At 65.3% G+C, this 14878-nt stretch carries 11 protein-coding genes; 4 read left to right on the top strand and 7 right to left on the bottom strand.

What is annotated here, in order from left to right; translation table 11 throughout:
• Positions 1-66: 66 nt before the first annotated feature.
• Entirely contained in the window at positions 67-981 is a 915-nt protein-coding gene (tilS, locus tag ACI5KX_RS13620; protein WP_406811202.1) for a tRNA lysidine(34) synthetase TilS, read from the top strand.
• On the opposite strand, the gene ACI5KX_RS13615 is transcribed toward tilS, so the two are convergent.
• The 5 genes from ACI5KX_RS13615 to zwf form a co-directional block, all read right to left on the bottom strand.
• Complete coding sequence (locus ACI5KX_RS13615) at positions 978-1736, bottom strand: L,D-transpeptidase family protein (protein ID WP_406811201.1); 759 nt, start codon at positions 1734-1736, stop codon at positions 978-980. The two genes, tilS and ACI5KX_RS13615, sit on opposite strands and share 4 nt — an antisense overlap.
• 101 nt (positions 1737-1837) lie before the next feature.
• Entirely contained in the window at positions 1838-4630 is a 2793-nt protein-coding gene (locus ACI5KX_RS13610) for a phosphoenolpyruvate carboxylase (RefSeq protein ID WP_406811200.1), read from the bottom strand.
• A complete protein-coding gene (gene glk, locus ACI5KX_RS13605) occupies positions 4627-5622 on the bottom strand; it encodes a glucokinase (protein WP_406811199.1) in 996 nt (331 codons plus the stop codon). The genes ACI5KX_RS13610 and glk overlap by 4 nt, the downstream gene beginning before the upstream one ends.
• A 4-nt stretch (positions 5623-5626) precedes the next feature.
• Complete coding sequence (gene edd, locus ACI5KX_RS13600) at positions 5627-7435, bottom strand: phosphogluconate dehydratase (protein WP_406811198.1); 1809 nt, start codon at positions 7433-7435, stop codon at positions 5627-5629.
• Positions 7428-8891 (bottom strand): glucose-6-phosphate dehydrogenase, encoded by a 1464-nt coding sequence (gene zwf, locus ACI5KX_RS13595; RefSeq protein WP_406811197.1) that lies wholly within the window; start codon positions 8889-8891, stop codon positions 7428-7430. The genes edd and zwf overlap by 8 nt, the downstream gene beginning before the upstream one ends.
• Before the next feature lie 150 nt (positions 8892-9041).
• Here zwf and ACI5KX_RS13590 point away from each other — a divergent pair, with 150 nt between their 5' ends.
• Together ACI5KX_RS13590 and ACI5KX_RS13585 are read left to right on the top strand one after the other, a co-directional pair.
• Entirely contained in the window at positions 9042-10067 is a 1026-nt protein-coding gene (locus ACI5KX_RS13590; RefSeq protein WP_406811196.1) for a LacI family DNA-binding transcriptional regulator, read from the top strand.
• Between the two features lie 73 nt (positions 10068-10140).
• Positions 10141-11694, top strand: coding sequence for a hypothetical protein (locus ACI5KX_RS13585; protein WP_406811194.1), 1554 nt, complete (start codon positions 10141-10143; stop codon positions 11692-11694).
• Between the two features lie 203 nt (positions 11695-11897).
• On the opposite strand, the gene rimO is transcribed toward ACI5KX_RS13585, so the two are convergent.
• On the bottom strand, positions 11898-13283 hold the full coding sequence (rimO, locus tag ACI5KX_RS13580) for a 30S ribosomal protein S12 methylthiotransferase RimO (protein ID WP_406811193.1): 1386 nt from the start codon (positions 13281-13283) through the stop codon (positions 11898-11900).
• Positions 13284-13353: 70 nt separating this feature from the next.
• On the opposite strand from rimO, the gene ACI5KX_RS13575 reads away from it, so the two are divergent.
• Positions 13354-13752: a DUF1761 domain-containing protein gene (locus ACI5KX_RS13575; RefSeq protein ID WP_406811192.1), complete on the top strand. Its 399-nt coding sequence runs from the start codon at positions 13354-13356 to the stop codon at positions 13750-13752.
• Positions 13753-13763: 11 nt separating this feature from the next.
• On the opposite strand, the gene ACI5KX_RS13570 is transcribed toward ACI5KX_RS13575, so the two are convergent.
• Positions 13764-14870, bottom strand: a complete 1107-nt coding sequence (locus ACI5KX_RS13570) for a potassium channel family protein (RefSeq protein WP_406811190.1) — start codon at positions 14868-14870, stop codon at positions 13764-13766.
• Positions 14871-14878: the final 8 nt, after the last annotated feature.

The following is a 14878-nucleotide window of genomic DNA, read 5'->3' as shown; positions in this document are numbered from 1 at the left end:
CCTGACCTGATTGCGCGGTTTCGCGCCGACTGCGCGCGCTCCGGTTTTGCCGATGCGCGGCTCGGCGTGGCTGTGTCCGGCGGTCCCGATAGCCTTGCGCTGCTCTTGCTCGCGCATGCCGCCTGCGGAGCGGACCGGATTGCTGCGGCGACGATCGATCACGGCTTGCGTCCCGAAAGCGCGGCCGAGGCGGATTTCGTCGCTGGGCTGTGCGCCGAACTGGGAGTGGCGCACACGACGATCCGGGTGGAAGTCGACGAGGGCAACCTCCAGGCCAATGCGCGCTCGGCGCGCTATCTCGCGCTCGGCCAGTGGCACGACGAAGCGCGGGTGAGCGCGGTAATGACCGCGCATCATGCCGACGACCAGGCCGAGACGCTGCTGATGCGGCTCAACCGCGGCAGTGGTGTGTCGGGGCTCGCAGGGATCCGTTCGACCGCCGAAATCCCCGGCTGGGGCGGCACGCTGTTTCGCCCGTTGCTGCGCTGGCGCAAGACCGAGCTTGAGGCGATCGTCGCAGGAGCCGGGATCGAGCCGGTCCGCGATCCGTCCAATACCGACGAGCAGTTCGACCGGGCCCGGGTCCGCCGCTTCCTAGAGGAACAGGACTGGATCGATCCGGCGATGCTCGCCGCAAGCGCCGAACATCTCGAAGACGCGTGGCGGGCAATCGAATGGTTCGCGGCGGAAGATTGGGAGACTCATGTCGTGCCCGATTCCGATCAGCAGGGGCGCGGCTTTCGCTATTATGCCAATGTCCCGCGCGCGGTCGCGATCGAAACGATTGGCCGGATCATCACCGAACTCGGGGGAACGGCATCGCGCGGCGAGGCCGCGAGGGCGTTCGACCGGTTGTGGCAGGGCGAGAACGCCTCGCTCGCAGGCGTGCTGGCGGTGCCCGGGACCGAGCGGCTCGAAGGCACGGGAATCACGATGCGGGTTTGGCGCTTCGCCCCCGAACCGCCGCGTTCCTCGACCTAGCTGATGATCTTGTCGCCGAGACCGATCATCTGACCGCGGGTGATAATGACCCGGTCGCCGCGCTTGGCGATTGCGAACAGTTTTTCCGCGAACGGATCGGGCACGCCGATGCAGCCGTGGCTGGCATAGCCGTTGATCACCGGCGAACCGTGGATCGCGATCCCGTCCCATGTCAGCCGCAGCGTCCATGGCATCGGCGCGTTGTTGTACTTCTCGGAAATGTTGTCCTTCTCCTTGGTCAGGATCGGGAAGGTGCCGAGCGGCGTCGGGTGCTTCTGCGTGCCGAGTAGCGCCACCGCCGTGCCGATCTCGTGGCCGTTGCGGAACACGCTGATGACGCGCGCATCGAGATCGACGGTCATCACCAGCTTGCCGGTCTCGGGCGCGCGGCTTTCATCCCAGTACCATTCGCCGTAGCGGATCGTGCCTTCGATCGGGAGGATGCTCTTGATCACGAACGGATCGTTGCTTTCGATCGAACGCGCGCGCGCCGGAGCGGGCTGCTCGAGCGGTTCGGCGATGGCGAGAGCCGGGGTCTCGCCGGGCAGAGCGGGCAGCTCGATTTCGGGCTGCGCTTCGGGGCCATAAGGTGTGGGCATGCTCGGATCGACCACCAGCGATTCCCCGCCGGTCGTCGGATCGATGGCCTGGATCGCGCCGTCGGCGTCCTGCCCGTTGGCCAGACTCGCGCCTCCCACCAGCGTCGAAAGCGCCAGCGCGGCGGCGAAACGAAGATGCTCGTGTGCCTTTTTCATAACCGCATTATGCCGTGAATCGGCGTTAGCTGCCAGTGGCTAACAGGAGGCCGTCCCTCGAAGGGACGAACGGGCGGGACAAGAGTTAACGTCGGGAGCAATCAACCATGCGCGCCGAACTGGTTGGCGATGCTAATCGAAAGCCGCAGCATCAGCGCGTAGGCGCGCTCGATCGGGTCGATGAATTCGCGCCCGATCTGCGCGTAGCCTTCGCTGGTCGCATCGGGATAGTCCGCCGATTCATCCATCGCGAAATCGTCGGGCGAGGGGAAATGCGTCGGAAAGGCGCGGCGCATCTGCGCGAGCGCGTCGTCGATCCGGAGCGAGAACACCATTTCGAGCACGTCTTCGCGGCTGATATCGTTGGCGCGGCTGAACACCGGCACGCTCACTGCTTTGAGGAAAATGTGCTGCATCAAAGCCAGGCGCACCGATTGCGCCGCGCCGATCATGCGGCGGGTGTTCTCGCGGTCCCGGTCATGCGCCTCGGCGGGCAGCAGGTCGAGCAGGCGGTAGAATTTGAGAGCATCGACGCGCAGCCGCGAGGCGAGCCGGCGATAGACTCCGGTGCGATCGTCCTTGGTGAGGAATTCGGCCAGCGTTTCGCAGGCGGCGGAAAGATGCGGTTCGGTTCCGCGATAGGGACGGCTCGCCCAATAGGCGGAATTGAACAGCTCGCCATGCGCGGCGACCGTCTTGATGCTTGCCAGCGCGTTCGAAGCGCGCGCCAGCGCCATCAACTGCCGCCCCCGCGGGCTCGATTCGAGCAGGCTGGCGATGTCCTCGTAATTGCCGTCCGACGCGCTGCCGATCCCGGAGATGACGTTCACCGGATAGCCGAGCTGCTGCAGGATCGCGTTATGCGGGATCGCGCGGATCTGGCGCAGGTTCATGTCGCGGTCGGCGGAAATGTCGGACTGACGGCGCGAAACGCGGCTGCCGGTGGAATTGAGCAGGCCGAGCCCGAACGCGGTCACCGCGCGGGCATAGGTCGAACTGCGCAGGTGCCGCCGCTGGTGGGCGCGGATCGCGCGGTAGAAATCGAGGCTGAGATCGGTGCGGCTGTAGAACGGATCCTCAGCCGCCTCGGGATCGTGGCGTGGTGCGCATGCGATCCGGCTCAGCGTCGCGAGCGCCAGTTCGGGGCGGGCGAAAAACAGGTATCCGTCGCCGCCCTGGAAGCTCACTTCGGGCTCAAGCGCGATGCCCTCGCTGGCGAAGCGGTCGCGGGCCCAGGCGCTCATCGGCCAGGTCAGACGATCCTCGAACCCCGCCGGATGCGCCCCGCGGCCCATGCTCTCGCCGTGGGTGTTGAAGATCAGCGCCGCGACATCGGCAAGGTCGTTCTTCGCCATCGCCTGCGCGAAGCGTCCCTGCAGACGCTCGATCGCTAGGCTTGCCGGAATCTGCCCCACAAAGCGCCCGGCGTCGGAAAAGCCGGTCTGGATGCAGGCGCGCCCGCGGGTGCGGACATAGTCGCGATATTGCTCCTCGACGCACAGCGCATCGAGGAACCGCCCGCCGTGCTCGAGCGCGCTTTCGGTCTCGAATAGCGGCGACACGTCGACCATGTCCTCGATCCCGAACAAACGCGCGAAATAGAGCGCGGCAAGCACGGTCGAAGGCTGCTCGCATTCCGCGATAAGCATGCGGATCGGGGTGTCGGCGTCGACATGCTCGAGGATCTGCGCCATCGCGAGGAACTGCCGGATCGCGGTCGAGCTTTCGATCGCGAGGCTGGCGAAATTGGTGCGCAGCGGCTCGCGACCCGCGAGCATCTTGCGCAGTGTCGCGACCGCGCCTTTGCTGGCGAGATCGAGATCGGGCGCGTCGGGGATGTGGCTGCGGATCGCGTTGTGCAGCTGCTTGGCGTTCACGCGGAAATGGATGTGCCCCATGCCGAGCCCGTCTGAGCGCATGCAGGCGGCAAGAGTCTTCACGGCGATCGCGCGATCCCGGTCTTCAGCGTCGCGCGCCTCGCTTTCCAGCTGCGCAATGATTTCCTTGAGCGAGGTCAGCTTGTCGGGATGCTCGTAGGTCAGCCGGTTGGCGGCCTGCGACAGCGCTTCGGGTTCGGACAGATCCTCGCCGAAATCCTCGGCGCTGCGGCCAGCGTGGTCGGCGCCGAGCCGCAGCCGCTCTATCAGCTGATGTTCGGCGTCGATCGCGGCAAGGTCGTCGGCAAAGCGCCGCAGCCGCTCGGCTTTCTCGGCGAGCCGGAAGCGGATCGAAGTGTACCACTTGATGTCGGTGCGCCCGTCCATGTCGTATCCGACCCAGGTCGCGAACCGGAACGGCAGCGGCGAGAGATCGAACCATTTGCTCGGCCAGGCCTCGGCCGCATGCGCCAGCGTGGCCTGCACGATCTTCGCACGGGCATCCTGCGCGTTGGCGAGCGCCTTCATCACTTCGCCATGCTCGTAATCGAGCGTGATTGCCGGGCGCTCGCTGCCGTCGACCGCGCACACCGCGCGGGTGATCGGGCCGTCCTGGCTCGCAGCTTCGGCCACAGCGGCGGTCTGGCCCGGCGTCATCAGGAAGGTGGGGTGGGCGGTGAAAACCGCGTGAAGCCGGGGCGATTCCCACTGCGCACGAAACTCGTCGAAATCGCCGGTCGCGGCCAGCACCTTGGCCAACGCGTCGTGATTGGCTTGCGGTGCAACCGGTGAAACCAGCCGCTGCAGCCGCGAGGCGCGCGCTTCGAGCCCTGCGCATTCGAGCTCCTCGACCAACGCTTCCAGTTCATCGAGATCGGTTGCGCCTGCCTCGAGCGCGCGCGACAAGTCCAGACCGAGCTGGAACACCGGGTTGAACAGCGGGGTCTCGCGGGTGCGGGCGTGAAGCTCCTGCAGGCGCGCGCTGAGATCGGCGGTGGTCTTGAGCGGCAGTGTCATGTGCTTGGGGCTCCGAGGAATTTCTGTGCATAGGCCGCCGCCGCACCGAGCAGGCCGGGCTGGGGGTGGGTGATGAGCTTGACCGGCAAAGTCGCCATCAATCCGGCGAAGCGCCCCTTAGCGGTAAAGCGCGAGGCGAAGCCCGAAGTCTTGATAGTTTCGCGGATCCGGTAACCAAGACCGCCCGCGATCACGACGCCTTTTGCCCCCTGGACCAGCGCTATATCTCCCGCGACCGAGCCTAGCGCGAGGCAGAAGCGGTCGACAGCGGCGGAGGCGAGGCTGTCCGAACCATCCATCCCCGCGGTCCAGATCTCGATATCGGTCACGTCCTTGACCGCACGGCCCTCCATCGCGGCGAGCGCCTGATAGATATCGACGATCGCGGGACCCGAGACGACGCGTTCGTCCGAAACGCGGGTGTGGCGTTTGCGCAGCCGGGCGAGGATTGCGTCCTCGATCGCGTCGACCGGGCCGAAGTCGCCGTGCCCGCCTTCGGTCGCCTGCACCCGGTAGGTGCCATCGGGGCGGCGATAGAAATAGGCGACGCCGAGCCCGGTGCCGGGGCCGAGCACGCTGATCGTGCCGCGTTCGGGCAAATCGGTATCGGGTCCGGCGAGATGGATGAACTCGTCTGTCGGCGCGCGCGCAGCGGCATGCGCCACCGCTTCGAAATCGTTGACGATCTTGTATTTCGAGCAGCCCAGCTTGCTGGCGATCAGCGGCGGACGGATGATCCACGGGTTGTTGGTGAAGCGGATGATCTCGTCGTTCACCGGCCCGGCGACCGCCATCGCGACGCCATCGGGCAGGCTGCCGCCCATGCGTTCGCGATAATCCTCCCAGGCGGTCTGGAAGCTGGCGTGGTCTTCTGTGTGCAGCGTGATCGGCTCGTCGAGGGTGATTGCGCCGTCCTCGGCGATACTGGCAATCGCAAAGCGGGCATGGGTGCCGCCGATATCGACCGCAACGATCTTTGTCGCAGCGCCCACGGGATTAAAGCCCCGCGCTGGCGAGCATGGCCGAAGCGCCCTTTTCGGCGCCGTCGGCGTGGAGTTGCAGCATGCGGTACATCTCCCGACCAACGCCCCAGTCGGGCTGCGGGTCCGGAGCCGGAGTGCGCCCTGCAAGATCGGCTTGGGTCGAAAGCTCGCCGGTTTCGGCGCAGACCTTCACCACGTCGCCATCCTCGAGCAGCGAGAGCGGGCCGCCGCCGAGCGCTTCGGGCGTGCAGTGGATCGCGCTTGGGACCTTGCCCGATGCGCCGGACATGCGGCCATCGGTGACCAGGGCGACCTTGTGGCCGCGATCCTGCAGCACCGCGAGCGAGGGCGTGAGCGAGTGGAGTTCGGGCATGCCGTTGGCGCGCGGTCCCTGAAAACGGACCACGACGACCACATCCTTGTCGAGTTCGCCCGCCTTGAAAGCGGTGACGACATCCTTCTGGTTCTCGAACACGCGGCACGGTGCTTCGACCGTCCAGCGCTCCCTCGCGACCGCCGAGGACTTGAAGCACGCCCGCCCGAGGTTGCCCTTGACCAGTCGCATTCCGCCATCGGGCTGGAACGGATCGCTGGCGGGGCGGAGCATGGTGTCGTCGCGGCTTTCGGTGACCGGCGACCAGTCGAGATTGTCGCCGTCGCCCAGCACCGGTTCGGCGGTGTAGGCTTCCATCCCGCCGTCCCACACGGTGAGGATGTCGGCATGCGCGAGACCCTCGTCGAGCAGCGTGCGGGTGACGTAGGACATGCCGCCCGCCTCGTGGAAGTGGTTCACGTCGCCCGAACCGTTGGGATAGACCCGCGCGAGCAAAGGCACGACGCTGGAAAGCTCGGCGACATCGTTCCAGTCGATGATGATACCGGCGGCGCGTGCCATCGCGGGGATGTGGATCGCATGGTTGGTCGATCCGCCGGTGGCGAGCAGGCCGATCACCGCGTTGACGATCGCTTTTTCGTCGACGACTTGCGCCAGCGTGCGCGTTTTGGTGCCCGCCAGTTCGGCGAGCCGCTGCACCGCCGCGCGGTCGAGCGCCTGCCGCAGCTTGGTCCCCGGCTGTACGAAGGCGCTGCCCGGAATGTGCAGCCCCATCATCTCCATCATCATCTGGTTGGAGTTGGCTGTGCCATAAAAGGTGCAGGTGCCAGGGGAGTGGTAGGAGCCAAGCTCGCTTTCGAGCAATTCGTCGCGCCCGATCTCTCCGGCGGCGTATTTCTGGCGGGTTTCCTGCTTCTGCTTGTTCGAAATCCCGCTCGGCATCGGGCCGGAGGGGACGAAGATTGCGGGCAGGTGGCCGAAGCGCAATGCGCCCATAAGCAGGCCCGGCACGATCTTGTCGCAAATGCCGAGGCAGGCGATCGCGTCGTACATCTGGTGCGAGAGCGCGACGCCGGTCGAGAGCGCGATCACGTCGCGGCTGAAGAGCGAGAGTTCCATCCCGTCTTCGCCCTGCGTCACCCCGTCGCACATCGCCGGAGTGCCGCCCGCGACCTGCGCGGTGGCTCCGGCTTCGCGCGCATAGACCTTCATGCGTTCAGGGTACCGGCCATAGGGCTGATGCGCCGAGAGCATGTCATTGTAGGCGGTGACGATGCCGATATTGGGCGTTCCACCCTTCTTCATCGCCGACTGGTCCTCGAGCGCCCCCGCAAAGGCATGCGCCAGGTTCGAACAGGCGATGTCCTTGTGCTCGGGCTTGCGATCGGCCTCGCGTCGCATCAGTTCGAGATAGCTCCCGCGAGGGCCCTGCGAATTGCCGATGATCCGCTGGGTCACGCGGTGGATCGTGTCGTTGAGATTACTCATGCCAGCTCACTCCGTCGCGTTCGGCCAGCGCGATCGCGGCGCTCGGACCCCACGAGCCTGCGCTGTAGGTCTTGGGCTTGATCTCGTTGTCGTCCCACACCTCGCGGATCGCATCGACCCACTGCCACTGCGCCTCGACCTCGTCGCGGCGCACGAACAGCGTCTGGTCGCCGTGGATCAGGTCGAGCAGCAGGCGCTCGTACGCGATCCGGCGGTGTTGGCCGACGAAGGCATCGGGCATGGTGATTTCGAGCGGCACTTCGCGCAGCCGCACGCCTTCCACCCCGAGGCCGGGCACCTTGGCCATGAGCGACAGCGTGATGTTCTCTTCCGGCTGGATCCCGATCAGCAGCTGGTTGGGACTGAGACCCGATCCGGTCGCCTCGAAGATCGAGTGCGGCACGCAGCGGAACTTGACCACGATCTCGGTCACGCGTTCGGGCAGGCGCTTGCCGGTGCGCAGGTAGAACGGCACGCCCTTCCAGCGCCAATTGTCGACATGGGCTTTCAGGGCAACGAAGGTTTCGGTGTCGCTGTCCTTGCCGAGCTCCTCGTCATAGCCGGGCACGGCCTCGCCATCGACGGCGCCCGCACGATACTGGCCGGTCACCGTCTCGCTCGCGCCGACCTTGCGCAGCGCGCGCAGCACCTTGACCTTCTCGTCGCGCACCGCGGTGGCATCGAAGCTGGTCGGCGGCTCCATCGCCACCAGTGCGAGCAATTGCAGCATGTGGTTCTGCACCATGTCGCGCAGCGCACCGCTGTCGTCGTAATAGGCGACGCGCGATTCCAGGCCGACCGTTTCGGCGACGGTAATCTGGACATGCTCGATATAATTCGAATTCCAGATCGGTTCGAACAGGATATTGGCGAAGCGCAGCGCCAGCAAGTTCTGCACCGTCTCCTTGCCGAGATAATGGTCGATCCGGAAAATCCGGTCCTCGCTGAAAGCACCCGCCACCGCATCGTTGATCGCGCAGCTGCTTTCGAGATCGGTGCCGAGCGGCTTTTCGAGCCCGATCCGCACGTGGTCTCCGGTAAGCCCGGCATGCTGCAATCCGGCGATGGTCGGGCCGAACAGGCTCGGCGCGGTCGACAGGAAGATCGCGAGGCCGCCGTCGGCGTCCGCGCTGGTCGACGGGCCGACCTTCTTGGCCAGTTCCTCATACCCTTCGAGCGTGGTCGCATCGAGCGCCTGGTAGTGCAGCCGGTTGAGAAAATGCGCCATGCTGCCGCGACGTTCGGCGGGCAGGAATTTCTCCAGCGCCTCGCGCGCCATGTTGCGAAACTCGCCATCGGTCATCTCGCTGCGCGCGGTGCCGACGATCCTGAGGTTTTCGGCCAGCAAGCCGTCGGCATCGAGCGCGCACAGGCTCGGCAGCAGCATGCGCCGCGCCAGGTCGCCGGTTGCGCCGAACAGCAGCAGTCGGTCAGCAGAATTAGCCGCAGCGGCCATGTAACGGATCCCCTTTTAATCCAGACAGGTTCTCACCCGAATTTCCAGCAGTTTGCCACAGTCCTAGCGCGATGCGCCATTGTCGGCCATAGCGCTGCATAGCTATTCAAGAGGGCGGGGCACCAGCGGCCCCACAGGAGAGGGCAGGAGATGGAAACACCGCGCAAACCGCTGCGGGTGACGAGCTTCGATGTGGCCGAACGCGCCGGCGTCAGCCAGTCGACCGTCAGCCGCGCACTTTCGGGTTCCTCGGTGATCAGCGAGGCAACCCGCGAAAAGGTGCTGAACGCGGCACAGGAACTCGGCTATTTCGTCGACGAGCGCGCCGCGCGGCTTCGGCGCGGACACACCGGCACGCTTGCAACGGTGGTGATCTGCAAACCCGGCGGGCGGGCGCGGGACGTCAATCCGTTCTCCTATGCGCTGCTCGGCGGGATCTGTGCCGCCGCATCGGAGCGCGGGCTCGAAGTGCTGGTCTCGCTGCAATCGGACGAAGACAAGCTGTTCGGCCATTATGTCGAACGCGGGCAGGCCGAAGGCATGATCGTGATCGGCACCACCGCCAACCGCACAGCGTGGGATTATTTCCGCAAGATCGGCGAGACCACCCAGCCGGTCGCATATTGGGGATCGCCGCTCGGCGATCTCGACTGGGTCTCCTCGGACAACGAGGCCGGCGCGCTGCTGGCTGCGGAACACCTTGTCGAGCGCGGGTGCAGGAACCTCGTTTGCGTCGGCTCGCGCACCAGCGTGCAGCGCCAGTTCGCAGAGCGGGTCGATGCCTTCATCGCCCGCGCCCAAGAGCTCGGCGCCACCGCCACGCTCGCCTCGATCGAGCCGGGCGGCGAACGCCGTGCGCAGGGCCGCATGGCGACCGAGGCGCTGCTCGAAAGCGGGGCCGAGTTCGACGGCATCTTTTCGGTCTGCGACGCGCTGGCTTTCGGCGTGATGGAAGCGCTTCAGGCCGCCGGGAAGGCAATGCCCCATGACGTCAGGCTGGTCGGGTTCGACGGCATCCCGGCAAGCGAGATGACCGCGCCGCCGCTGACCACGGTGGAGCCCGATCTCGACCAGGCCGGACGGCTGCTGGTCGAGGCGGTGGCGGGCGCCGAAGAGGGCGATGCCCCCAGCGTGCGCCGCGTTCCGGTGAAGCTGCTGGTACGCGGGAGCAGTTAGAAAGCCCTTTCCTTTTGGAAGCTTAGACGCGACAAGGCGGCGAATATTGCCGAACGATTTCAGGGGTCCGCACATGTCCATTTTCCGCGCAGGCGCGCGCGCGATTCTTACGACCGTTTTCGCGGCAGGAACGCTGGCAACGCCGGCCTTTGCTCAAGAGGACAGCGAACCGGAAATCGCCGATTTCAGCGGGATGCGTCCGCAGGACGTGTTCAGTATGTATCAGGAAACCGGTAACCGCTGGATCAGGGAACCCTGCACCTTCGGCGTGCCGATCACGCAGTACATGTCCCGGGCGGCTCCTGAAGATGTCGCGGTCAAGCGCGCGGAGTTCTTCGCGAGTGCGCTGTGTGCCGAGCAGCAGGAGCGATTTGGCGACGCGATTACCGCCCTGGACAAGCTCGATGCGCTCGGAATCGAGTATCTTGGATTAAGGCTTTATGTCCTGCGGCGCGCCGGGGACATCGACGCATTGCGCGACCTGTTTGCAGGCTTCGACGGAGAAGATTTCGGCGAGATCGACAACCAAGGATTCTGGGGAATCTACCGGGCCTTCGATGAAGCCGACCGGGTGGAAGAGATTGAGGATATCGCCCTGCGCTGGTGGAGCGAGGGGAAGTTCGAATCGATCCCGCTGGAGTATCGGGAGTCGGTGGCCACCACGGCTTTCGAAGCGGCAGTCCGACGCGGCGACGAGGCGCTCGCCCGCGATCTGTTGTCCGAACTCGCCAGCCCCCAAACCTATATCGAACTGCTGATCGACAGGGATTACGAAGCACTCTGGCCGGTCATTGCAGAGCGAGCCGGACCCAATCTGGTCCGCGTGGGCGAAGAAGCCGTTGCGAAGGCAAAGGCCGAATTCGAGGCCGATCCCGCCAACCGCGACAGCTTTTCGAACTATGCCTACATGCTGCACTTCAACGGTCAATTCGAGGCAGCGATCGAACTTGCGCAGCAGTGGCGCGAGCGCGAGTCAGACGGCGAGGGGATCGAGGAAGGCGACGCCTGGGCGCTAAACATCGAAGCCTATGCCTATGATTCACTGGGCCAGCCCGAAAAGGCGGATGCGGTGTTCGACCAGCTTGCGTCCTATGCACCCGAGCAGCACGATTGGGTCGTCAACTTCGTGATCAACCGCGGTTCGCGCCTCGTCGGGCAGGGACGCTGGGATGAAGGTCTCGAAGCCGCAGCCCTCGCTCGCAAGGTCGCCGAGGATTACGGTACGACCTATGCCCGGATGATCATCGCGCGCGATCATGCCTGCGGCCTGATGGCGTTGGGCCGCGAGAACGAGGTTGCGCCCGAACTCGAATTTCTGCGCGAAAACGCCTCCGAGGCGCTCGGCATGGCGATTGTCGGGCTCATCTGTGCCGGCGAAGAGGATGAAGCGGCGGCGATGCTGCTGAAGGGCCTGAAGAGCGAGGACGACCGCGAGGCGGCCATCGGCGCACTGGCATCGAGTGATCTCGACCTGTTCTACACCGCGAGCCCGGCCACGCCCGATCCGTCGGACCTCCTGTCCGACCGCCCCGAACTCGCAGCCGAGCTGGGCAAGCACTATCGCGACCTGCCAACCGAGCTTGTTCCGCGGGCCACCCTGCGGCGTAAGGAACTGGCTGCGGATTGAGAGCGTCCCGCGGCGTTTTCCTACTCCGCGGTGGGGCGTTAGGGTTGCTTCACGTCGATCGAAGCGAGAATACTGCACCGTGCGAAAATTTCATCGGGCAAAGTGTCAACTTCGTATTCTCGGCACAACCATCTGATTACACGAGGAAAAAAGACCAAATCGGCGGTTGACACAGTGTCAACTTCGTCACCTTTGCGGAAGGGCTAGTCCGCGATCACCCCGAACAGGTCGTGCGCGTCGGCGTCTTCGACCGCGACTTCCACGATGTCGCCGGGGGCGAGCGTTTCCGGCACGTTGCGCAGGTACACCGCGCCGTCGATCTCGGGGGCGTCGGCCTGTGATCGGCCGGTTGCACCGATGTCGCCGTCTTCGTCGGGCTCGCCGACCTCGTCGATGATGACGGGCAGCGTGCGGCCGATCTTGGCGGCGAGCTTCGCGGCGCTGATCCGCTCGGTCACTTCCATCAGCCGGGCGTAGCGTTCTTCCTTGACCGCTTCGGGCACCGCGTTCGGGAGGTCGTTCGCGGCGGCGCCTTCGACCGGCTCGAAGCGGAACGCACCGACACGGTCGAGCTGGGCTTCCTCGAGCCAGTCGAGGAGGTATCGGAAATCCTCCTCGGTCTCGCCGGGGAAGCCGACGACGAAAGAGGAACGGATGGTGATGTCGGGCGCGATTGCGCGCCAGCCCTTGAGCCGCTCGAGCACCTTGGCTTCGTTCGCCGGGCGCTTCATCGATTTGAGCACCGACGGCGCCGCGTGCTGGAACGGGATGTCGAGATACGGGGTCAGCAGCCCCTCGGCCATCAGCGGGATGACTGCGTCGACATGCGGGTAGGGGTAGACATAGTGCAGCCGCACCCACGGCGCGTGGCCCTCGGCGGTGCGCAGCTGGCCAAGTTCGCGGGCAAGATCGGTCATGTGCGCGCGCACCTCCCGAGCGTCCTGTCCCCTTGGCCATGGCCTCGCCTCGTGGCGGATATCGACGCCGTAGGCCGAGGTGTCCTGGCTGATGACGAGCAGTTCTTTGGTGCCCGCCGCAACGAGCTTCTCCGCCTCGCGCAGCACCGCATCGATCCGGCGGCTGGCGAGCTTCCCGCGCAGTTGCGGGATGATGCAGAAGGCGCAGGAGTGATTGCAGCCCTCGGAAATCTTGAGGTAGCTGTAGTGCCGCGGCGTGAGCTTGATATCGGGTTGCGGGATCAGGTCGACAAACGGACCTTGCGAGGGCGGGGCGTGGGTGTGCACCGCCTCGACTACCTGCTCGTACTGGTGCGCGCCGGTGACCGCGAGCACCTGCGGATGCGCCGCGCGGATCGCGTCGGCTTCTTCGCCCATGCAGCCGGTCACGATCACGCGGCCATTCTCGGAAATGGCTTCGCCGATCGCCGCGAGGCTCTCTTCCTTGGCGGAATCGAGGAAGCCGCAGGTGTTGACCAGCACGACGTCCGCGCCCGCATAGTCGGGGGACATCGCATAGCCATCGGCGCGCAGCCGTGTGAGGATGCGCTCGGAATCGACCAGCGCCTTGGGGCAACCGAGCGAGACCATGCCGACCTTCTTCTGGTCCGGGAGGGCGGTGGGGGTATTCATCTTGCGCGGCCCCCTACACCTGTGCGGCGCATTGCGCTAGCTCCTCCCGCATCAAAGGAGGGATCGGATTATGGCGGACTTTGCATTGTGGCCGGTGCTCGCGGGCGCAGCGGCGTTCTTCGTGGTCGGCGCGCTGTGGTACGGAGTGATCTTCGGCAAGGCCTGGCAGAAGGCCGTCGGGATGACCGACGAGCAGGTCCAGTCGGGCAATATGGCGTTGATCTTCGGGCTCACCTTCCTGTTCGAAATGCTGATTGCGATGGTCCTGTGGCACCTCGTCGCGCGCACCGATCCCGCACCTTTCGTGGTGATAATGATGGCGGTCGGCTTCGCGGTCGGGATCATGATCCCGGCGATCGGGATCAACTATCTCTACTTGCGCAAGACCTTCATGCATTTCCTGATCGACGCCGGGCATTTCCTGTTCGGGATGGCGGCGATGGGCGGGGTGTTCCTGCTCTTCAGGTAAGGCTGGCCTGCCTAGTCGAGATCGGACGCATCGTCGCCCTTCGACGTGCCGTTCTCGGTCGGGACGATTTCGACCACGACATCGCCCGGCTGGAGGCTCTGGCACTCTTCTTCCCAGAACCCGATGGCGCGTCCGTTGCGATAGAGCCGCAGCCCGCGGCCCCCGCTGCTGAGTTCCGTGATCGTCTTGCCACATTCGTCCTCGGTCACGACCCGCTCGACCAGCTGGACCCGGCCGGTGACCGAGGCAAGATCGGCGAGATAGTCCGAAATGTGTGCGCCCCTGGCCGACCCGGCGAGCAGCAGGCCGGTGAAGCGCACCGGGTTGATGACGTTGTTCGCTCCCGCCTGCCGCGCGAGCAGTTCGTTGTCGTCGGCGCGCACGACCACGCTGATCGGCACTTTCGGGGCGAGGTGTCGTACGGTGAGCACGATCAGGATCGAGGTGTCGTCGCGTCCGGCCGAAACGAGCACGGTCTGCGCTTCCTGGATCCGCACGGCCTTCAGCGTCTCGTCGCGCGTCGCGTCGGCCGCCATCACGTTGACGCCGAGCTTTTCGGCTTCGTTGAGGCGGTCCTCGTGCGGATCGACCACCACGATCTTGCGGGCATCGATCCCGCGCTCGATCAATTCCTCGACGCTCTGCGAGCCGGACACACCGTAACCCAGAACGACGACATGGTCGGACAGTTTTTCCTGGATTTGCGACATGCGCCATTTCTCCCAGCTGCGCTTGATGATGAAATTGTAGGCGGTGCCCACGAAGATGAAGAGGACCGCGAACCGGACCGGGGTAACGATCAGCGCCTCGACCAGCCTTGCGCGGTCGGTCACCGGCGCGATATCGCCGAAACCGGTTGTCGTGATCGAGATCATGGTGAAATAAACCACGTCGAGGAAGCTCACCTCGCCATCGACGCTGTCGGTCAGGCCGCCGCGGTCGAACCAGTGGATCAGAACCACCATGCCGATCAGGAACAGGGCCGCACCCATACGGATGCTGAGATCGCCCCAGACCGGAATTCTCACGGCGCGGCGAAGCGGTTTAAAACCCTTCCTGGCGCGCGGGGCAGTTCCGGGCTTGGACTTCTTTAACCGGTCGTGATCGAGCAGTGCCATTCGCCTTG

Source organism: Erythrobacter sp. GH1-10, assembly GCF_045363165.1.
GTDB lineage: Bacteria > Pseudomonadota > Alphaproteobacteria > Sphingomonadales > Sphingomonadaceae > Erythrobacter.
The sequence above is the reverse complement of the archived record's forward strand: the minus strand, read 5'-3'. Positions and strand labels throughout refer to the sequence as shown.